The following is a 19,285-nucleotide window of genomic DNA, read 5'->3' on the forward strand; positions in this document are numbered from 1 at the left end:
TCCTGGGTGCTCGACGTGCGCCGACGGTGGCGGCCGGATGAGGGCCCCGAGCGGGCAGCCGATCGCCCTGATCGCCGATGACGACGAGGACATCCGCGGAGTGCTGTCCCTGGCCGTCGGCACGGCCGGGCTCCAGTCGGTCCTGGCCGAGGACGGCCGGCAGGCGGTCCAGCTGCTCGAGGACCTGCACCCCGACCTCATCCTGCTCGACGTCCAGATGCCCGGGTTGAGCGGCATCGAGGTCTGCTGGTGGATCCGGCGCCAGCGCCACCTCGCCCACGTGCCCGTCGTGCTCGTCAGCGCCCGCACGTCACCCTTCGAGATCGACGCCGGGCTGCTCGCCGGCGCGAACCACTACGTCACGAAGCCGTTCACCCAGGCCCAGATCCTCGGGGTCATCGCCAAGTTCCGGACGAGCCGCCCGGCGACGACGCCGGCCCTGCGCGCCCCGACGGCCGTCGTCATACCGGACCTCGGTCTGGCCCGCTGAGCGGACGGCGCGGCCCGGCACCTGTTGGTGCCGCCGCGGGATCAGCCATCCCCCCGGATGCTGACCCCGCGTCGGCGGCAGGCCCAGTGTGGGCCGCCGTCGGTCCCCGGGGGAAGCGTCTTGGCAGATGTCGGGGCACAAGTTGACCCACTTGTGACCCGGGGACCGGAGGGGTCGATCGTCCGGTTCCGTTGCCCCGGGCTCTCCCGTTGGGCGTGGAGTCGAATACATCGCGCGTGATGTATATTCTGTCCCGGCCGGAAGGAGCGCTCGTGACCACCCCCACCAATCTTCGGCTCGACGACCAGCTGTGCTTCGCCCTGTATGCGGCGACCAACCAGATCACCCGTGCCTACCGTCCGCTGCTCGACCGCATCGGTCTGACCTACCCGCAGTACCTCGTGATGATGGTGCTGTGGGAGTCCGACCACCGCCCGATCAGCGACATCGCCGGCAGGTTGCAGCTGTCGACCCACGCCCTCAGCCCGCTGCTGCGCCGACTCGAGAGCGCCGGCTTCGTGGAGCGCCAGGTCGACGGCGCCGATGCCCGGGTCACGATCGTGTCGCTGACCCCCGAGGGTCGCGAGCTCGAGCAGGGGGCCTCGCTGGCGCAGTACGACGTGGTGGACCAGACCCGCCTGTGCAGTGAGGACCTGGGCGAGCTGCGCGACGCGCTGCGCGCCCTCGTCGTCGACCTCGTGGCGGAGGCGTCATGAGCCCGAACCGTTCGAGAGTTCCCGAGGACAGGCGGCAACCGAGCAGCCCGAACTCGGACTATTCGATGTCGTGGGGCAGCAGGCAGTCCGAGAGCGAGGTCGAGTCGAGGTCCGATGCGCGGTCGCGTGCTGACGACTGGAGCGTCCACTGTCCGTCGTGCGGCAGCGAGAAGACGACCGTCGTGCAGTCGGCCGACCGCGGACCGGGCAGCTCGATCCGGCGCGACAACCCCGGGTACAAGTGCTTCTCCTGCGGCGCGGGGTGGACGGTGACCGTCGGCGACGACCGCGACCCGGGCGACCGTTCCGGCTGACCCGCCGGCTGCCCCCGGCTGCCCCCGGCTGCCTCCTGGATGACCTGCACCACTGACCACCCGCCCCGATCGTCCAGGGCCCGGACGGCCCACCTGAACCCGGGTGGTCTCCGAAGTCCTGTGTGACAATTCTCCGGGGCGGCGAAAAGCCGTGATGAGGGACAAAGGGGGGGCGCGTTGGAGAGCCAGGACGTCCGTGTCCTTGTCGCGGAGGACGATGAGGACATCCGCATCCTCATCGAGCGCGTCTTCTCCTACGTCGGGGTCCGGGTCACCACCGTCGGCAACGGGGCCGCGGCCCTGGCGGCCGTGTCGGTCGTCGACCCGCACTGCCTGGTCCTGGACCTGCGCATGCCCGACGTCGACGGCATGGAGGTCCTGACCACCATGCGTCACACGGGCGCCACGGTGCCGGCGGTCATGCTCACGGCCTCGGTCGAGACCGAGATCGAGGTGGAGGCGCTCGAGGTGGGGGCCTTCGCCGTGGTGCGCAAGCCGTTCCAGACCCGTGCCCTGCTCACCGTCGTGGCACGGGCGATCCGTTCGGTGTCACCGGACCTTCCGTTCCCCGAGCGGTTCGCGGAGGCGACCCGCCTCTGAGGCCTGGGGGCTATCCCTCGTCCCTGACGTCCTCGACGTCCTTGTGGGCGCCCTCGCCGTGGTCGGCGGTGCCGTCGTCCGCGTGCACCCCGAGGAGGTGCTCGAGCCTGGTCAGCGACGCAAGGCCATCGCTGAGGTCGCGCACGACGTCCTCCGGCCGACCCGCCTCACCGCGGGCTGCCTCCCTGGCCAGCTCGAGGTAGCCGCGCAGGGCGGCCAGCGTGTTCCGCACGCGGTGGTCCGCGGGCTCACCCACCCTGGCCGGTCCCTGCCTGGGCGACGCCGGCGACGACGGTCGGCACCCAGCGGTAGCCGATCCGGGTCTCCGTGCGCACGAACCGCGGTTCCTTGGAGTCGTCGCCGAGCTTGGCCCGCAACGAGCGCAGGTGGGCCCGCAGGGTCTGCACCGTCTCCTCACCGTGGCCGGCGCCCCAGATGCGGGCGATCAGCCACTGGTGCGTCAGCAGCTTGCCCGGCTGCGCCACGAACAGCTCGAGCAGGCGCCACTCGGTCGGGGTGAGCCGCAGGGCGACGCCGTCGAGCTCCACGGTCTTCATGGCCAGGTCCACGTCGAGGCCGTCCGTGCTGAGGGTGGCCGAGTCCGGGGTGGCGCCCGACCGCCGGAGCAGTGCCCGCACGCGGGCGCGGAGCTCGCCCAGGCTGAACGGCTTCTCGAGGTAGTCGTCAGCGCCCTCGTCGAGAGCCGCGATCTTGCGCTCCTCCTCCCCGTCGCCGGAGAGGATCAGGACCGGGACCGAGCTCCACGAGCGGATCCGGCGCAGCACCTCGATCCCGTCGATGTCCGGGAGGTTGAGGTCGAGCACGATCAGGTCCGGGGCGCTGGACGCGGCGAGGGAGACGGCATCGAGTCCGTTCCGGGACGCGTCGACGTCGTATCCCTCCCGCTGGAGGCCGCGGGTCAGCGCCGTCACGATCTGCGCCTCGTCATCGACCACCATCAGTCGAGCCATTCCGTGAGTCTAGAGACACAAAGGTGCACAAGGGGGCACAATCGACGTAGCTCACAGGTGGACGCGTGGGTCGGCATCGCGACGGCTTCCCTGGCGCGCGGTCGCTCCCGCTGGCCCTCGTTGGCCAGGACCTTCGTGGATCTTCACGCCATCTTCACGCGGTGCGGGGGGTTGCTCATCGCATCCTTCACGCCGACCGTCGCAGAATGGGTCTCGGCACCACGCGGTGCCGGTCATGACGGTCCTGGATTTCCCCCCTGCAGGACCCCGGCGACCGGACGGACTCGTAGAGACCTCCCTGCACTCTTCGAGTCCGTCCACCCCCCTGATGAACCCGTGCCGACGTCCCCCGGTCGGCGCGCGGACGTCACCGAAGACGGCGGCGGTGCGAGACCCCTGATCGCACCTGCCGTCACTGCCCCGGGACGGGCTCGTGATGGTTCCCCCTCCATTTCGAGCCCGTCCCTGCACGTGATGGGAGATCGTGGACTCATGCCCCTTGCCCTGATCGCCGACGACGACGCGGACATCCGCGATCTCCTGTCGCTGGCCGTGGGCAGGACCGGCGCCCAGACCGTCCTCGTGGAGGACGGCCGTGAGGCGGTGCGGAGGCTGCAGGACATCACCCCGGACGTGATCCTCCTCGACGTCCAGATGCCCGGGTTGAGCGGCATCGAGGTCTGCTGGTGGATCCGGCGGCAGCGGCACCTGGTGCACGTGCCCGTGATCCTGGTCAGCTCGCGGACGTCGCCGTTCGAGATCGACGCGGGCCTGCTGGCCGGTGCGAACCACTACGTGACCAAGCCGTTCAGCCCGGCGCACATCATGGCGGTGGTCGCCCAGCTGCTCACCGAGCGTGCCGCACTTGCACTTCCCGCGCCGGTCGTGATCCCCGACCTGCCGATGCAGAGGGACTGCTGACATGACCACCGCCGGCCTCACCGCATACGGGAAGGGCCTCCCTCGTCGCCCGAGGGAGGTGGCCGTCGGTGTCGCGGTCCTCGCCGTCGTCTTCGTCCTCATGCTGACGTCCGTCCGGTTGGCGCCGGTGGGTTCCACCGTGGCTGCGTGGTGGCCGGCGGCGGGGGTGAGCGCAGGCGGGGTGCTCCTCACCCGCGGCCGCCAGCGGGTGGTCATGCTCGCCGGCATCTGGCTGGTGTGCCTGTCCGCCAACGTCATCGGTGGCCGGCACGTGCCCTCCGCCGCGGGCTTCGCCTTCGCCAACCTGGCCGAGTGCGTCGTGGTCGCGCTGCTGATGTTCGGCTACGGCGGCCAGGGGCGCTCGCTGCGGACGATGCAGGACTTCTGGCGACTGCTGCTCGCGGCGTTCTGCGGTGCGGTGGTGGCGGGCGCGCTCGGCGGGCTCAGTGCAACGGCCTTCACGCCGGCACCGTTCCTGCCCACCGCGCGCTCGGTCGCCGCGTCCCACCTCGCAGCCCTGCTGGTGATCCTCCCCCTGTTCCTGCGCACCGGTCCGACCATCCACCGCCGGCCGTGGGAGCGGGTCGTGCAGTGGACCGGCGTCGTCGTGAGCACCTCGGTGGTGTTCGGCCTCACCCAGCAGGTTCCCGTGGCGTTCGTGGCGATCCCCGTCCTGGTCTGGAGCGCGTTGCGCAACTCCCTGCGGACGACCTCGCTGCAGCTGCTCTGCGTCGGGGTGCTCGTCAGCGTGTTCACTGCTCGCGGCCACGGGCCGTTCGCCCTCAGCGCGTCCGGGTCGAACCTCCCGCCCGAGACCGTCGCCTCGCTGGTGCAGGCGTTCCTGGCCGTGTGCGCCTTCACCGTGCTGCCCCTGTCGTTGACGGTCATGCAGCGCCGTGAGCTGCTGGCCCGGGTCAGCGAGAGCGAGGAGGTGTTCCGGCACGGGTTCGCCGACGCGATGCTGGGCATGTTCATCCTGCGTTGCGAGGACGCCTACCCCCGCGCCATCGAGGCGAACGACGTGGCGGCCCGCCTCCTGGGCCAGGACCGCGGGGCCCTGCTGTCCGACGGCGACTGGCTGGAGAACTTCCTGGAGCCGGGACGTTCCGAGGTCCGCGCCGGAATGCTGGCGATCATGGCCGAGACCAGCAAGGGGTGGCGCGGCGAGGTCCAGCTCGCGCAGGACCCGTCGCGGTGGATCGAGCTGGTGCTCTCCACTCTCAACCGTGACGGCTCCCACTACATGTTCACCGCCCAGCTCGTCGACACCACGGAGCAGCACAGCGCGCGCCAGCTCCTCGAGGCGGCCCTGGTCAAGGAGCGCGAGGCCGTCGTCGAGCTCCGGCGCCTCAACGACGCGAAGTCCACATTCGTCTCGTCAGTGAGCCATGAGCTGCGCACCCCCGTCACCAGCGTCGTCGGCTACACAGAGATGCTCATCGACGGGGTGGGCGGCGACGTCAACCCCGACCAGCGCGACATGCTCGGCCGGATCCGGCGCAACGGTCAACGCCTCATGGTCCTCATCGAGGACCTCCTCACCGCCTCCCGGCTCGAGTCCGGCGCGAACACCCCGGTCCTGCGCAACCACGACCTGCGCGACACCGCCAAGGGCGCGCTCGAGGGGGTCGCGCCGCTGCTGCGCGACCGGCGGCTGCGGATGAACCTCGAGGTGGGCAGCCAACCGACGCCGGTGCTCGCCGATGCCGGTCAGCTCGAGCGACTGGTCATGAACCTGCTGAGCAACGCCATCAAGTTCACCCCCGACGGTGGTGCCGTCACGGTGCGCGTGTCCCACAGCGACACGAACGCCCTGCTCTCGGTGTCGGACACCGGCATGGGCATCCCCGAGGACGAGCAGGACCAGCTCTTCAGCCGCTTCTTCCGGTCCAGCAGCGCCCAACGGCAGGCGATCCAGGGCACGGGGATCGGCCTGTCGATCGTCCGCGGCATCGCCAGCCAGCACGGCGGGGCCGTGTCGGCCGCCTCGGTCGAGGGACTCGGCTCGACGTTCACGCTGAACCTGCCCCTCGACGACCCTGCCGCCGTGGACGCCGCCACCCTCTGACGCCGAGGTCCGGGCGCACGGACGTGGAAGAGTGGTGGCCGTCCGTTCCGGCCCACCCGACAGGGAGCACCGTGAAAGAGCACTTCCGGCTCGAGACCCACCCGATCGCCGACCCCGCGAACATCGTGCAGGGCGAACACCACCGGATCACCGTCCTCGACGCCGGGCTGGTGCGGCTGGAGTACAGCGCGACGGGAGAGTTCGAGGACCGGGCGTCGCAGACGGTGCTCAACCGCGCCTTCCCGCCGTGCGACTTCACGGTGACGCAGGGGGCCGACGGCCTGGTCGAGATCAGCACCGAACGCTTCCACCTCACCTACGACGGGGGCGAGTTCACCACCCAGGGCATGTCCGTGTGGGCGAAGGGCGGGTTCCACTCCCAGGACAGCGTGTGGAGGTATGGCGTGCCGTCCCCGAACCTCGGTGGCACCGCGCGCACGCTCGACGACGTCGACGGCGCCATCCCGCTGGAGAACGGGATCCTCGCCCACGACGGCATCGCGATGGTCGACGACTCCTCGACGGTCCTGCTCACCGACGACGGCTGGATCACCCCGCGCCGCGAGGGCAACCTCGACCTCTACGTCTTCGCGTACGGCCGCGACTTCCGTCGCGCGCTCGAGGTGCTCTACACCCTGACAGGCCCGACCCCGCTGCTGCCGCGGTACGCCCTCGGCAACTGGTGGAGCCGCTACCACCCGTACTCCGCGGACGAGTACCTCGCGCTCATGGACAAGTTCGCGGGCGAGGGCATCCCGTTCTCCGTCGGTGTCATCGACATGGACTGGCACCTGGTCGACATCGACCCGAAGTACGGCAGCGGCTGGACCGGCTACACCTGGAACCGAGACCTCTTCCCCGACCCGCAGGCGTTTCTCACCGCGCTGCACGAGCGGGGTCTGGCCACGTCGCTCAACGTGCACCCGGCCGAGGGCGTCCACGCGCACGAAGCCGCCTACGCCGCCCTCGCGAAGAGGGTCGGGGTGGACCCGGCCTCCGAGGTCGCCGTCCCCTTCGACCCCACCGACCCCGACTTCCTCGAGGCGTACTTCGAGGAGCTGCACCACCCGCTCGAGGACGAGGGCGTCGACTTCTGGTGGCTGGACTGGCAGCAGGGCGGAGTCACCCGGGTCCCCGGCCTGGACCCGTTGTGGCTGCTCAACCACTTCCACTACCTCGACTCGGGACGGGCGGGCCGACGGCCGCTGACCTTCTCGCGCTACGCGGGGATCGGCAGCCACCGCTACCCGATCGGCTTCTCGGGCGACACGATGATCACGTGGGAGTCGCTGGACTTCCAGCCGTACTTCACGGCGACGGCGAGCAACGCCGGCTACGGCTGGTGGAGCCACGACGTCGGCGGCCACTTCAAGGGGTACAAGGACGACGAGCTCGCCACGCGCTGGGTCCAGCTCGGGGTCTTCTCGCCGATCAACCGGCTGCACTCGGGCTTCAACCCGTTCAACACCAAGGAGCCGTGGCGCTTCGGCACGCGCGCCCAGCAGGTGATGACCGAGCACCTGCGGCTGCGGCACCAGCTGATGCCCTACCTCGCCACGATGAACGTCCGCGCGCACGAGGGGCGCCCGATCGTCGAGCCGATGTACTACGAGCACGCGGATGAGCACGAGGCGTACCAGGTGCCCAACCAGTTCATGTTCGGCACCGACCTGCTGGTGGCGCCCATCACCTCACCGGCCGACCGCGAGACCGGTCTCGGGCGGGTCAAGGCGTGGCTGCCGGAGGGGGAGTGGGTCGACCTGTTCACGGGCACCCGCTACCGCGGCGGTCGGGTGCTGCACCTGCACCGCGACCTCGGCTCCATACCGGTGCTCGCGCGGGCCGGCACGATCCTCCCGGTGGTGCCCGCGGACTCCCTCGGCGGAGGCACCGACCCGTCGAGCCGGATCGAGCTGCGAGTCGTCCCCGGCGCGGACGGGGAGTTCACCCTGGTCGAGGACAGGGACGACCAGCGGTGGGCCCGCACGCGGATCACGTATGACGACGCGGCGGGTGCCGTGACCGTGCACGACGTGGAGGGCGACGGCTCGTCCGTGCCCGCGGACCGTTCGTACGACACGGTTCTCGTCGGGATCGACAAGGCCGACCCGGTGGCCGCGGCGTTCGCGATCCTCGACCGGGCGCAGATGGGCTTCGAGCTCAAGGGCGCGGCCTACGAGGCGATCCGCACGGCCCCCACACCGGCCTCCGCGATCGGGACCCTGCAGGCGCTCGAGGTGTCGCCGGCTCTGCTGGGCGCGCTCACCGAGGTGCTGCTGGCCGGCTGACCTCCTCGGTTCGAGGTGTTCAGGTACCGGATCCCGGTCCTCGAACACCTCGAACCGGCCGGGGAGGCGCTCAACCGGCGGTCAGCCGAAGAGGGTGCCGTCGCTGATCGCCTCGGCATCGGCCCGCAGGTCGGCGTCACGGACGACGAATGCGGGGCCGACGCGATCAGCGAGGAGGCGGTTGAGCTCGGCGTGGACCGTGTCGGCCGGCACCCCACCCATGGCGTCGCGCACCTCACGGATGGTGGCCCGCAGGACGGCGTTCGCGGCGTCGAGGCGGGCGACGTCCTCGTCCTCGATCATCATGCCCACGGTGCCCGGGGCGAACTCGAAGCGCGTCACGGGCCAAGCCTGCCGTGTCAGACCCAGCTGGGGAACCACATCCGCAGCGACCACTGACCCTGGGGGATGACCTGGGCGGTGTAGATCGGCCAGAAGAACGCGAACAGCACCAGCGTCAGCAGGCAGTAGGCGCCCACGACGTAGAGGCCGACCTCGCGTCGGCGGCGCGAGTCGGTCCGCTTGCCGAGGACGATCCCGAGGACGAAGACGACGGCGAAGATGATCCACGGCTCGAACGCCACCGTGTAGAAGGAGTAGATCGTGCGCTCCTCGAGGCCGAACCACGGGAGGTAGCCGCCGGCCAGCCCGGCGAGGATGCCGCCAGCCCGCCAGTCCCGCTTGAACAGCCAGTAGAAGACGAGCACGAACACCGCAGCCGCGCCCAGCCACCAGATCGAGACCGTGCCGATCGAGGTGATCGCCTTGGAGCACTGGGCGACGGTGCAGCCGTCCTCGCCGCGCTTGGGCCCCTCGTAGAAGAACGACGTGGGCCGCCCCTGGACGACCCACGACCACGGGTTGGTCCGGTAGGGGTGGTTGTCGTGGAGGTTGACGTGGAAGGTGTAGATCTCCTGGTGGTAGTGCCACAGCGAGCGCACCGCGTCAGGGACCCACGGCGTGTCCTTCGACGGGTGGATCGCTCCCCACGTGCGGTCGTACCCGAGGTTCGAGCGGAACCAGCCCACCCAGGACGCGAGGTAGGTCAGCGTGGCCGTCCCCACCATGAGCAGCGCGGCCCACAGCCCGTCCTTGACGAGCATCGCTGAGAACCAGTGGCGCACCCCGGCAGCTCGCCGCGCGCCGAGGTCCCACAGCACCGTCATGAGGCCGAACGCCACGAGGAAGAACAGTCCCGACCACTTGGTGCCGGCACACAGGCCCAGGCAGACCGCCGCCACCCAGCGCCATGGTCGCCAGCCGAGCCACGGGCCGAGCCCGGTCGCGAGCTGGCGCGGCGTGAGGTCGGCGACCTTGGCGGCCAGGATCGCCCGCGAGCGGTCACGGTCGATGAGCAACGCGCAGAACGCGGCCAGGGCCCAGAACATGACGATGAGGTCGAGCAGCCCCGTCCGGGACTGGACGAAGTGGTGCCCCTCGAAGGCCACGAGGAACGCGGCGATCGTCCCGAGCAGGGAAGAGCCGAACAACCGCCGGGCCGCTCGGCCGATCATGAGGATCGACAGCGTCCCGAGCACGCACACCGAGAAGCGCCAGCCCCACGACGAGGTCTGGCCGAAGAGGTGCTCCCCGACCGCGATGATCCACTTGCCGACGGGCGGGTGGACGACGAGGTCGCCCTCGGTCCCGAACACGTCGGGCGTGCCGCGGGTGAACAGCTCGTCGGGCTTCTTGATGCTGTCGGGCACGCGCATCTCGACGCCGTACTCGAGCATCGAGACGCCCTGCTTGACGTAGTACGTCTCGTCGAACACCAGCTGGTGCGGCCGGTCCAGCGACCAGAAGCGCATGATGCCGCCGACGACGGCGAAGAACAGCGGACCGAGCCAGCCCCACAGGGTGTCGCTGGGCCGGAACCCGAGCAGCCGTGATCGCAGCTCGTCGGTCCGGGTCATGCGCGACATCGTATGCACACCGGGCCTGACAGGATGACACCCGTGACACCAGAGCCGAAGGCAGGAGTCCTCGTCCTCGCGGCGACCCCCATCGGCGACCCCCGTGACGCCGCACCGCGGCTCGCGCAGGAGATCACCGGCGCCGACGTCGTCGCGGCGGAGGACACCCGCCGGCTGCGCCGGTTGTGCAACGACCTCGGGGTGACGCCCGGGGGGTCGGTGCTCAGCTACCACGAGCACAACGAGGCGGCCCGGACCCCCGAGCTCGTCGAGCGGCTGCGCGCCGGCGAGCGCGTGGTCGTCGTGACCGACGCCGGTATGCCGTCCGTGTCGGACCCCGGGTACCGCCTGGTCGACGCGGCCGTGGCTGCCGGCGTCCGGGTCACCTGCGTGCCGGGGCCCAGTGCCGTGCTCATGGCGCTCGCGGTCTCCGGTCTGCCGGTCGACCGGTTCTGCTTCGAGGGCTTCCTCCCGCGCAAGGGTGGCGAGCGGGCACGCACCCTCGCTGCGCTGTCCGACGAGCGTCGCACCATGGTGTTCTTCGAGGCGCCGCACCGCATCGAGGTGAGCCTGCGGGCGATGGCCGAGGCCTGGGGGCCGGACCGTCGTGCGGCCGTGTGCCGCGAGCTGACCAAGACCTACGAGGAGGTCCGCCGCGGTGGCCTCGGTGAGCTCGCCGACTGGGCCGCCGACGGCGTGCGCGGCGAGATCACGGTCGTCGTGGCCGGGGCGACGCCCACGGTGACGTCCGTCGAGGAGGCGCTGCCCGCCATACGGGAGCGGGTCACGGCCGGGGAGCGGCTCAAGGACGTGTGTGCCGACGTCGCGGTGACCACGGGGCTGTCGAAGAAGTCGTTGTACGACGGGTACCTGGCGCAGCGGTGAGCGGGTCCCGGGCCGGCGCCCGGGTCAGGTGAGGAACGACAGGTGGTCCTTGAGCAGCGCGTAGCCGACGAAGGCGACGACGTCGAGGATCGTGTGGCACACGACGAGCGGGCCGACCCGCTTGGTGCGGGTGTAGACCCAGCCGAAGAACAGGCCCATGGCGATGTTGCCGATGAAGCCGCCGAAGCCCTGGTAGAGGTGGTACGAGCCGCGGATCAGGGCCGACGTCACGACCACTGCGGGCAGCGACCAGCCGGCCTGGCGCCACCGGGTGAAGAGGTAGCCGACCATGATGACCTCCTCGAGGACGGCGTTCTGCACCGCCGCGAGGACGAGGACGGGCACGGTCCACCAGTGGTCGGAGAGGTTGGCCGCGGCGATGGTGGTGTTGAACCCGGCGGCCTTCGCCGCGGCGTACAGCGCCAGTCCCGGCAGTCCCACGGCGGCTGCCAGCAGCAGTCCCCGGACGAGGTCCCGGCCGGGCTGGCGCAGGTCGGCCCCGATGGCGTGGGTGGCGTCGGGGCGGTCGCGCCGCAGCAGGTGCACGGCGAGGGCGACCGGGACGAGGGCGATGGCGATGCCGACGAGCTGGTAGGCCAGGTCGAGCCAGGGTCGGTCGGGCGTCACCGACGAGTTCATCGCGGTGGTCTGCTGGTTGAGCGCGCGCTGCTGCGTGAGCTTGTTGATGATCGACAGGAGCGACCAGATCGCCGACGCCCCCAGGCTGACGCCGAGGACGAGGACCGTCTCGGTGACCAGCGAGCGACGCGACAGCGGGGTGGTGGCGACGGTCATGCGCCCATCCTGTCCGCGAACCCTGAGAGCGTCATGCAAGCGCTGAGCGGCTGTCGCGTCGGCGCCGTCGTCGCCGGGCGACGCGCCACAGCCACACGAGCAGCGCAGCGAGGGCGACGAGCAGGACGATCACCAGGACGGGCAGGAAGACCGCGACCAGGCTCATCCCGATGGAGGCGCCGTCCTCGACGGTCGAGGCGACCGGGGCGCCGAAGCCGAGGGTTCCGGCGTTGATCGCCGGCCGCGCCACGGTCTTGCCGGTGTGGACCAGGCCGGACACCACCACCCCCAGGGCGATCCCGACCCACGGGTGGTCGGTCATCCAGGTGGAGCGGTCGATCTGGTCCGCCGCGGACGTGGCCGCGAAGACCAGGCCACCCATGCTCGGACGGATGAAGGTCTGCACGGCGTCGTTGACGGTGTCGACGGCGGGGATCTTGTCGAGCACGACCTCGGTGAGCAGCAGCAGTGCGCCGATCCCGATGGCCCACCAGGACTCGATCCAGGCGTAGGACTGGGGGAGCGTGAGGACGTCGGTGAAGCGTGCGACGAGCGCGACGAGCAGGAACGGGATGTAGGCGTTCAGGCCCGCCGCGGCGGACAGGCCCATGCCGGTGAGGGCGGCGATCATCGGTCACCTCCTAGGGCGAAGGGCCCGGCAGCCGTGGTGGCTGCCGGGCCCTTCGGGTGGATCACGGTCGTGCGGGTGGTGCTGTGGAGCTGGGTCAGCAGGGCTTCCCGTTGAGCGCGTCGTTGGACACGATCGCCGTGCCGCCGATGGCGCGGATGAGCCTCGGCTCCAGCTCGTTGACCGCCTTGAACGTCTCGGCCGGGACGCACTTCTGCTGGACCAGCAGCAGCGGGGCGCCGATGACGGCCGAGGAGGTGGAGGCGGACAGGGCGTCCGGGAACGTGCTGCCGTTGGCCAGCATGACCGCGCCGCCGGTGGGCAGGCCCAGGTTGTGCGCCGTCAGCGCCGCGGTGCCGTAGCGGTTGGCTCCACCGAGGCGGGTGATCTTCACGTTGGGCAGGACCATGCGGATCTTGGAGGCGACCGCGCCGGAGACGGCGCCGGTCCCGCCCAGGATGCGGACCTCGGTGGGGTTGGTGTCCTCGAGGGCGAACTGCGTCACGTCCGGAAGGCTCGCGGGGTCGGTCAGCATGAGCGGCGCACCGGCGATGGACCCGGCGGCGCCACCTGCGAGGGCGTCGGCGAAGGTCTTGCCGCTGGAGAGGTAGACGACCGACGGCGGGGTGGGCTCGGCGTCGGGGTTGGCCTCGTCGAACTGCCACGTGAAGTACGACGCGAAGGCCGCCGTCTCGTAGCGGTTGTCGCCGTACAGGCGGTCGACGAAGGGGACGACCTTGGCGAGCTGGTCCTCGATGCCGCTGCTGACCGCACCGGTGCCACCCATGATGACGATGGACTCGACGCCGAGGCGCTTGATCTCGGCGATGGTGCCGGCCGGGACGGTGCCGTTCGGCGGGACGAGGAGGAGGGGGCCACCGATGCCTGCCGCGGCAGGGCCGCCGGCGAGGGCGTCGGGGAACTGCATCCCGGAGGCGACGACCAGCGTGCCACCCGCGAGCTGCTTGTCGTCGTAGCTGGTCTTGGAGACCGCGACCGACGTGGCGTAACGGTCGGCACCGGCCAGACGACCCGTGGTGGGCTCTCCCGCGGCGTTCGGGGCCACCTTCTTGGCGGTGGCGCGGTGGTCGGAGCGCTGGTGCAGCAGCTTCGCCAGCGCCTTGGCCTGGGAGGCCGACTGGACGGTCTGGGGGGCGGGCTTGGTCACCGGTGACGCGGTGGCGGCGCCAGCTCCGAGCGGGACGGCGATCACTGCAGCGATGAGGGCTGCAGCCTTGGGCAGACGGTTGGCCATGTCTCTTCTCTCTGGAAAGGCGGCATCTCCCCGCCGCACGCGCTCACAGTAGGTCCTCACCCGCGTCGAAGTAAGGCATAACCGGCAAAATTTGTGCCTCCCCACGGAACCGACACGTCCGGCCGGTTCAGCAGGAGGTATGACGCGCGCGGTGGCGCGCGGGCGCCATACCGGTGCGGGGGTGCCCGGAGCGGCCGGAAGTCGCTTGCCCGCGCCCCCTAGGATCGGTGCGTGAGCACCGCAACCGTCGTCCCATGCTCCCGAGCCCTGCCGGCACCGCACGTGCGCTGCCCGGGCACCGAGGCCGTCGCCGCATGAAGGTCCTGTCCGCCGTCGCCTGGCCCTACGCCAACGGGCCGCGCCACCTCGGCCACGTCGCCGGGTTCGCCGTGCCGTCCGACGTGTTCAGCCGCTACATGCGGATGGCCGGCAACGACGTCCTCATGGTCAGCGGCTCCGACGAGCACGGCACCCCGATCCTCGTGCTGGCCGACCAGGAGGGTGTGACCGCCCGCGAGCTGGTCGACCGCAACCACGCGATCATCGCGCACGAGCTCGCCGACCTCGGGTGCTCCTACGACCTCTACACGCGCACCACGACGGCCAACCACTACTCCGTGGCGCAGGAGCTGTTCACGCAGGTCTGGAAGAACGGCTACATGGTCGAGCAGACCACCCGTGGCGCCATCTCCCCGTCGACGGGCCGGACGCTGCCCGACCGCTACATCGAGGGCACCTGCCCGATCTGCTCGTACCCCGAGGCCCGCGGCGACCAGTGCGACAACTGCGGCAACCAGCTCGACCCGACCGAGCTGATCAACCCGCGGTCCAAGGTCAACGGCGAGACCCCGGAGTTCATCGAGACGCAGCACTTCTTCCTCGACCTGCCGGCGCTCGCGGACGCCCTGCGCGAGTGGCTCGAGGGTCGCGAGGCGTCGGGTACGTGGCGTCCCAACGTCATCAAGTTCAGCCTCAACATCCTCGACGACATCCGCCCGCGGGCCATGACCCGCGACATCGACTGGGGCATCCCGGTGCCGCTCGAGGGCTGGGTCGACCAGCCGACCAAGCGTCTCTACGTGTGGTTCGACGCCGTCATCGGCTACCTGTCGGCCTCGGTCGAGTGGGCCCGCCGGCTCGGTGAGCCCGAGCGCTGGCGCGAGTGGTGGAACGACCCGGAGGCCGTGTCCTACTACTTCATGGGCAAGGACAACATCACCTTCCACTCCCAGATCTGGCCGGCCGAGCTCCTCGGGTATGCCGGTCTGGGCAGCAAGGGGGGAGAGCCGGGGGCGTTCGGGACGCTCAACCTGCCGACCGAGGTCGTCTCGAGCGAGTACCTCACGATGGAGGGCAAGCAGTTCTCGACGTCCCGCGGGTACGTCATCCACATCCGCGACGTGCTCGAGCGCTACGGCCCCGATGCGATCCGCTACTTCATCTGTGCGGCCGGACCGGAGAACCAGGACTCCAACTTCACCTGGGCCGAGTTCGTCCAGCGCAACAACTCCGAGCTCGTCGCCGGCTGGGGCAACCTGGTCAACCGCACGGCGGCCATGGTCGCGAAGAACTTCGGCGAGATCCCGCAGCCCGGTCCGCTCGAGCCGGTCGACGAGGCCGTCCGGGCCAAGGTGCTCGCGGCGTTCGGGACGGTCGGCGACCTGCTCGCGCGCCAGCGGATCAAGTCCGCCGTCGCGGAGGCGATGCGCACCGTGGGCGAGGTCAACAAGTACGTCACCGACACCGAGCCGTTCAAGCTCAAGGGCGAGGACCAGCAGGTCCGTCTGGCGACCGTGCTGCACACCCTCGTCCAGTGCGTCAGCGACCTCAACACGGTGCTCAGCCCGTTCCTGCCGCACTCCTCGAATGCCGTGCACCTGGCCATCGGTGGCGAGGGCGGGTTCATGCCGATGCCGGCCGTGCAGGACGTCCCCGGCCTGGACGCCGGCGACGAGGGCCGCAGCTACCCGATCATCACCGGCGAGTACACCTCGACACCACGCTGGGAGTCCCGTCCGGTGCGTGTCGGGGCGAGTGTGACCAAGCCCACACCCATCTTCACCAAGCTGGACGAGGCGGTCGTCGAGGAAGAGCTCGCCCGGCTCGAGCAGAGCTGACCGGACGGCCCCGGATGGCGGACCCCACGAGCAGCGACGCGCCCGCGCGCACCGGCCACGGCCGGGTGCCCACCGCGCCCGACCCGTTGCCCATCCCGGTCGTCGACAACCACACCCACCTCGACATCGCGCGCGAGGGGGAGGACGCCCCCGACGTCGCTGCCGCGGTGGCGCTCGCGGCCTCGGTCGGGGTCGACCGGATGGTCCAGATCGGGTGCGACCTGCCCGGCGCCAGGTTCACCGTCGAGGTCGTCGACCGGCACCGCGCGATGCTCGGCGGGGTGGCCCTGCACCCCAACGAGGTGCCCCGCCTCGCCGAGCAGGGCGACCTGCCCTCCGCCCGTGCGGAGATCGAGGCGCTGGCCGCCCACCCCCGGGTCCGGGTCATCGGGGAGACGGGGCTGGACTACTACCGCACCGGTCCCGAAGGGGTTGGGGTGCAACAGGATTCGTTCCGGTGGCACATCGACCTCGCCAAGCGCACGGGCAAGGCGCTCCAGATCCACGACCGTGATGCCCACGACGACGTCCTGCGGATCCTCGCCGAGGAGGGGGCACCTGAGAAGACGGTGCTCCACTGCTTCTCCGGAGACATGGGTATGGCGCGTGAGTGCGTCGAGCGCGGCTACTACCTGTCCTTCGCCGGGACGGTCACGTTCAAGAACGCCAAGGGCCTGCGGGACGCCCTGGCTGTCACCCCGTTGGACCGCCTGCTCGTCGAGACCGACGCCCCGTACCTGACGCCGGTGCCGTGGCGGGGGGCGACGAACTCGCCCTTCCTCGTCCCCCTCACGGTCCGGGCCATGGCAGGGGTCCTGGGCGTCGCCGTGCCGACTCTCTGCCAGGCCCTGAGTGCCACGTCGGAGGACGTCTACGGCCCCTGGTGAGGTGGCGTCGGGCGCGTGGGCGCACATGGTGCTCCTGTGACGGGAGTCCCGCATGTCCTTGGTGAAAGCAAGACGGTTCCGTTATCAAAAGTTGACCTACGGGAGATCGGCGGTCATGGTTGATGACTGTTGGCCGGGGTCGGACCTTGGGTGACGCGAGCGGGGGTGCTCAATCCGTCGGGGAACCGGCGGCCCGGAGCGCCCCTCTTTCTTTGCCGGTGGAACCCTTGCCGGCGGGACGCGGCACCCCACCGATGCCCGGGGAGATCGACCACTGGAGCATTGTGATCACCCGTCCCGTTCGGCGTATCGCCCAAGCCGCGGTGGTGACGTCCCTCGTCGCCGGAGCCGTTGGCGTCTCGCACCTCGACAAGTCCGTGACCGTCTCGGTCGACGGCAAGCCCTCCACCGTCCACGCCTTCGGCGGCACGGTGGGTGACGTCCTCGCGAAGCAGGACATCACCCTCAAGGAGCACGACGTGGTCGTGCCGGCCCCCGACACCAAGGTGTCCGACGGGCAGAAGATCGTCGTCCGTTACGGACGCAAGCTCACCGTGACCGTCGACGGCGCCACGCGTGACTACTGGACCACCGCGACCACGGTCGACGGTGCCCTGCAGGAGCTCGGCATCCGCGCCGACTCCGCCAAGCTCTCCGCGTCACGTTCGATGAGCCTGGGCCGCGAGGGCCTGGCGCTCTCCGTGACCACCCCCAAGGACGTCCTCGTCCGCGTGGACGGCAAGAACCGCTCCGAGACCACGACGGGCACCACGGTCGGTGCCGCGCTCAAGGAGCTCGGCGTGACCATGGACGCCGACGACCGCGTGGCTCCCGGCCCCGCGCGTGCGGTGACCAAGGGCATGAAGATCTCGGTCCTGCGCGTCTCCGCCACCCAGGCCAAGACCACCGAGTCGATCGCCGCCCCGGTCTCGCAGAAGAACGACAGCGGCCTGTTCAAGGGCCAGAGCAAGGTCCTCAAGGCCGGCTCCGAGGGTGCCCGCGTCACCACCTGGCGCGTCACCAAGGTCGACGGCAAGGTCGAGAGCCGCAAGAAGCTCTCCTCCGTCGTCACCCAGAAGCCGGTGACCAGGATCGTCGCCGTCGGCACCAAGTCGCGTCCGGCGGCCACCACCAGCAGCCGTCCCAGCGCGGGCAACACCTCCGGCGCCGGGATCAACCTCTCGAACGCCGCGATGTGGGACCGCATCGCCCAGTGCGAGTCGACCGGCAACTGGTCGATCAACACCGGCAACGGCTACTACGGTGGCCTGCAGTTCGACATCTCGTCGTGGATGGCCAACGGTGGCGGGGACTTCGCGTCGCGCCCTGACCTGGCCTCCCGGGCCGAGCAGATCACGGTGGCGAACCGCTACTACGCCAAGGCGGGCCTGAGCCCGTGGGGATGCGCCCACGCGGCCTGATCGCCGTGCCGACGTCCTGACACGTCACCGACGGCGCCCTCGACCCCACCGGGTCGGGGGCGTCCTCGTGTGTCCCGCCGGGTGTCCCTGGGTGTGAGGGGAGCGCGCCCACCTCCCCTAGAGTTCTCGGCATGGCGGAGCAGACCAGCGGATTCCTCGGGGCCGCCCAGATCCGCGAGATCGCCGCCGGGCTCGGGATGCGTCCCACCAAGCAGTGGGGCCAGAACTTCGTCGTCGATGCCAACACGGTCAAGCGCATCGTGCGGCTGGCCGGTGTGGGTCAGGACGACGTCGTGGTCGAGGTCGGACCCGGTCTGGGCTCGCTCACCCTGGCCCTCCTGCCCGAGGTGGGTCACGTCACGGCCGTCGAGGTGGACCCGACCCTCGCGGAGGCGCTGCCGGGCACGGTGAGCCGGCTCGCGCCGGCATACGCCGACCGGCTCACGCTCGTCCACGCGGACGCGATGCAGGTCCGCGAGCTGCCCGACCCGCAGCCCACCGCCCTCGTCGCGAACCTGCCGTACAACGTCTCCGTGCCCGTGGTGCTCAACTTCCTCGAGACGTTCCCGACGCTCGAGCGGGTGCTCGTCATGGTCCAGCTCGAGGTCGCCGAACGCCTCGCCGCGTCGCCGGGGTCCAAGGCCTACGGCGTGCCGAGCGTCAAAGCCGCCTGGTATGCCGCGGTGCGGCTCGCAGGGACGGTGCCACGCAGCGTGTTCTGGCCGGTGCCGAACGTCGAGTCGGGCCTGGTGCTGCTGGAACGGCGACCGGCGCCGACGACCGCCGCCAGCCGCCGCGACACCTTCACCTGCATCGACGCGGCGTTCGCCCAGCGGCGCAAGACGTTGCGCGCCGCGCTGAGCGGGTGGGCGGGTTCGGCCCCCCGTGCCGAGGAGTGCCTGCGCGCCGCCGGGGTCGACCCCCGCACGCGGGGGGAGCAGCTGGGCATCGCGGAGTTCGCCGCGATCGCCGCGGCCCGCGCCGCGCTCGGCGACTGACGGGCCGCGGCCACC

Annotated in this window: 19 protein-coding genes; 12 read left to right on the plus strand and 7 right to left on the minus strand. The window is 70.7% G+C overall.

What is annotated here, in order from left to right:
- Positions 1 to 37 precede the first annotated feature (37 nt).
- The 4 genes from ASC58_RS14430 to ASC58_RS14445 all read left to right on the plus strand — a co-directional run bounded on the left by ASC58_RS14430 (position 38) and on the right by ASC58_RS14445 (position 2,120).
- Positions 38 to 490 (plus strand): response regulator, encoded by a 453-nt coding sequence (locus tag ASC58_RS14430; protein WP_056919772.1) that lies wholly within the window; start codon positions 38 to 40, stop codon positions 488 to 490.
- Positions 491 to 762: 272 nt separating this feature from the next.
- Positions 763 to 1,206 carry a MarR family winged helix-turn-helix transcriptional regulator gene (locus tag ASC58_RS14435; RefSeq protein ID WP_235529244.1) on the plus strand — a complete coding sequence of 148 codons (444 nt, stop codon included), beginning with the start codon at positions 763 to 765 and terminating at the stop codon, positions 1,204 to 1,206.
- Positions 1,203 to 1,520: a hypothetical protein gene (locus ASC58_RS21130; protein ID WP_235529245.1), complete on the plus strand. Its 318-nt coding sequence runs from the start codon at positions 1,203 to 1,205 to the stop codon at positions 1,518 to 1,520. Before ASC58_RS14435 ends, ASC58_RS21130 begins: the two co-directional genes overlap by 4 nt.
- A gap of 177 nt (positions 1,521 to 1,697) precedes the next feature.
- Positions 1,698 to 2,120, plus strand: a complete 423-nt coding sequence (locus ASC58_RS14445) for a response regulator transcription factor (RefSeq protein WP_056919775.1) — start codon at positions 1,698 to 1,700, stop codon at positions 2,118 to 2,120.
- A gap of 10 nt (positions 2,121 to 2,130) precedes the next feature.
- Here the strand turns inward: ASC58_RS14445 and ASC58_RS14450 are convergent, their stop codons facing one another.
- Positions 2,131 to 2,352, minus strand: a complete 222-nt coding sequence (locus ASC58_RS14450) for a hypothetical protein (protein WP_157598524.1) — start codon at positions 2,350 to 2,352, stop codon at positions 2,131 to 2,133.
- 16 nt (positions 2,353 to 2,368) lie between these two features.
- Positions 2,369 to 3,091, minus strand: coding sequence for a response regulator transcription factor (locus ASC58_RS14455; protein WP_082553316.1), 723 nt, complete (start codon positions 3,089 to 3,091; stop codon positions 2,369 to 2,371).
- A gap of 492 nt (positions 3,092 to 3,583) precedes the next feature.
- Between ASC58_RS14455 and ASC58_RS14460 the strand changes: the two genes are divergently transcribed.
- The 3 genes from ASC58_RS14460 to ASC58_RS14470 all read left to right on the plus strand — a co-directional run bounded on the left by ASC58_RS14460 (position 3,584) and on the right by ASC58_RS14470 (position 8,368).
- Positions 3,584 to 4,012, plus strand: coding sequence for a response regulator (locus ASC58_RS14460; RefSeq protein WP_056919777.1), 429 nt, complete (start codon positions 3,584 to 3,586; stop codon positions 4,010 to 4,012).
- 1 nt (position 4,013) lies between these two features.
- Complete coding sequence (locus ASC58_RS14465) at positions 4,014 to 6,080, plus strand: ATP-binding protein (RefSeq protein ID WP_056919778.1); 2,067 nt, start codon at positions 4,014 to 4,016, stop codon at positions 6,078 to 6,080.
- A 71-nt stretch (positions 6,081 to 6,151) separates the two neighbouring features.
- Positions 6,152 to 8,368, plus strand: coding sequence for a glycoside hydrolase family 31 protein (locus ASC58_RS14470; RefSeq protein WP_056919779.1), 2,217 nt, complete (start codon positions 6,152 to 6,154; stop codon positions 8,366 to 8,368).
- An 81-nt stretch (positions 8,369 to 8,449) separates the two neighbouring features.
- Here the strand turns inward: ASC58_RS14470 and ASC58_RS14475 are convergent, their stop codons facing one another.
- A complete protein-coding gene (locus ASC58_RS14475) occupies positions 8,450 to 8,710 on the minus strand; it encodes a hypothetical protein (RefSeq protein WP_056919780.1) in 261 nt (86 codons plus the stop codon).
- 17 nt (positions 8,711 to 8,727) lie between these two features.
- Positions 8,728 to 10,284, minus strand: a complete 1,557-nt coding sequence (locus tag ASC58_RS14480; RefSeq protein WP_056916543.1) for a dolichyl-phosphate-mannose--protein mannosyltransferase — start codon at positions 10,282 to 10,284, stop codon at positions 8,728 to 8,730.
- Positions 10,285 to 10,317: 33 nt separating this feature from the next.
- On the opposite strand from ASC58_RS14480, the gene rsmI reads away from it, so the two are divergent.
- Positions 10,318 to 11,169 carry a 16S rRNA (cytidine(1402)-2'-O)-methyltransferase gene (gene rsmI, locus ASC58_RS14485; protein WP_056917416.1) on the plus strand — a complete coding sequence of 284 codons (852 nt, stop codon included), beginning with the start codon at positions 10,318 to 10,320 and terminating at the stop codon, positions 11,167 to 11,169.
- Between the two features lie 24 nt (positions 11,170 to 11,193).
- Here the strand turns inward: rsmI and ASC58_RS14490 are convergent, their stop codons facing one another.
- The 3 genes from ASC58_RS14490 to ASC58_RS14500 all read right to left on the minus strand — a co-directional run bounded on the left by ASC58_RS14490 (position 11,194) and on the right by ASC58_RS14500 (position 13,847).
- Positions 11,194 to 11,964 carry a CPBP family intramembrane glutamic endopeptidase gene (locus tag ASC58_RS14490; protein ID WP_056919781.1) on the minus strand — a complete coding sequence of 257 codons (771 nt, stop codon included), beginning with the start codon at positions 11,962 to 11,964 and terminating at the stop codon, positions 11,194 to 11,196.
- Positions 11,965 to 11,995: 31 nt separating this feature from the next.
- A complete protein-coding gene (locus tag ASC58_RS14495) occupies positions 11,996 to 12,595 on the minus strand; it encodes a DUF4126 domain-containing protein (RefSeq protein WP_056919782.1) in 600 nt (199 codons plus the stop codon).
- Between the two features lie 94 nt (positions 12,596 to 12,689).
- On the minus strand, positions 12,690 to 13,847 hold the full coding sequence (locus tag ASC58_RS14500) for a cell wall-binding repeat-containing protein (protein ID WP_056916546.1): 1,158 nt from the start codon (positions 13,845 to 13,847) through the stop codon (positions 12,690 to 12,692).
- A 314-nt stretch (positions 13,848 to 14,161) separates the two neighbouring features.
- Between ASC58_RS14500 and metG the strand changes: the two genes are divergently transcribed.
- The 4 genes from metG (at position 14,162) to rsmA (ending at position 19,270) form a co-directional block, all read left to right on the plus strand.
- Positions 14,162 to 15,964, plus strand: a complete 1,803-nt coding sequence (gene metG / locus ASC58_RS14505) for a methionine--tRNA ligase (protein WP_056916547.1) — start codon at positions 14,162 to 14,164, stop codon at positions 15,962 to 15,964.
- Positions 15,965 to 15,978: 14 nt separating this feature from the next.
- Positions 15,979 to 16,851, plus strand: coding sequence for a TatD family hydrolase (locus tag ASC58_RS14510; protein WP_056919783.1), 873 nt, complete (start codon positions 15,979 to 15,981; stop codon positions 16,849 to 16,851).
- Positions 16,852 to 17,177: 326 nt separating this feature from the next.
- On the plus strand, positions 17,178 to 18,272 hold the full coding sequence (locus ASC58_RS14515) for a resuscitation-promoting factor (RefSeq protein WP_304438398.1): 1,095 nt from the start codon (positions 17,178 to 17,180) through the stop codon (positions 18,270 to 18,272).
- 131 nt (positions 18,273 to 18,403) lie between these two features.
- Positions 18,404 to 19,270, plus strand: a complete 867-nt coding sequence (gene rsmA, locus ASC58_RS14520; RefSeq protein ID WP_056919785.1) for a 16S rRNA (adenine(1518)-N(6)/adenine(1519)-N(6))-dimethyltransferase RsmA — start codon at positions 18,404 to 18,406, stop codon at positions 19,268 to 19,270.
- Positions 19,271 to 19,285: the final 15 nt, after the last annotated feature.

This window comes from Phycicoccus sp. Root101, from assembly GCF_001426245.1.
Lineage (GTDB): Bacteria > Actinomycetota > Actinomycetes > Actinomycetales > Dermatophilaceae > Pedococcus.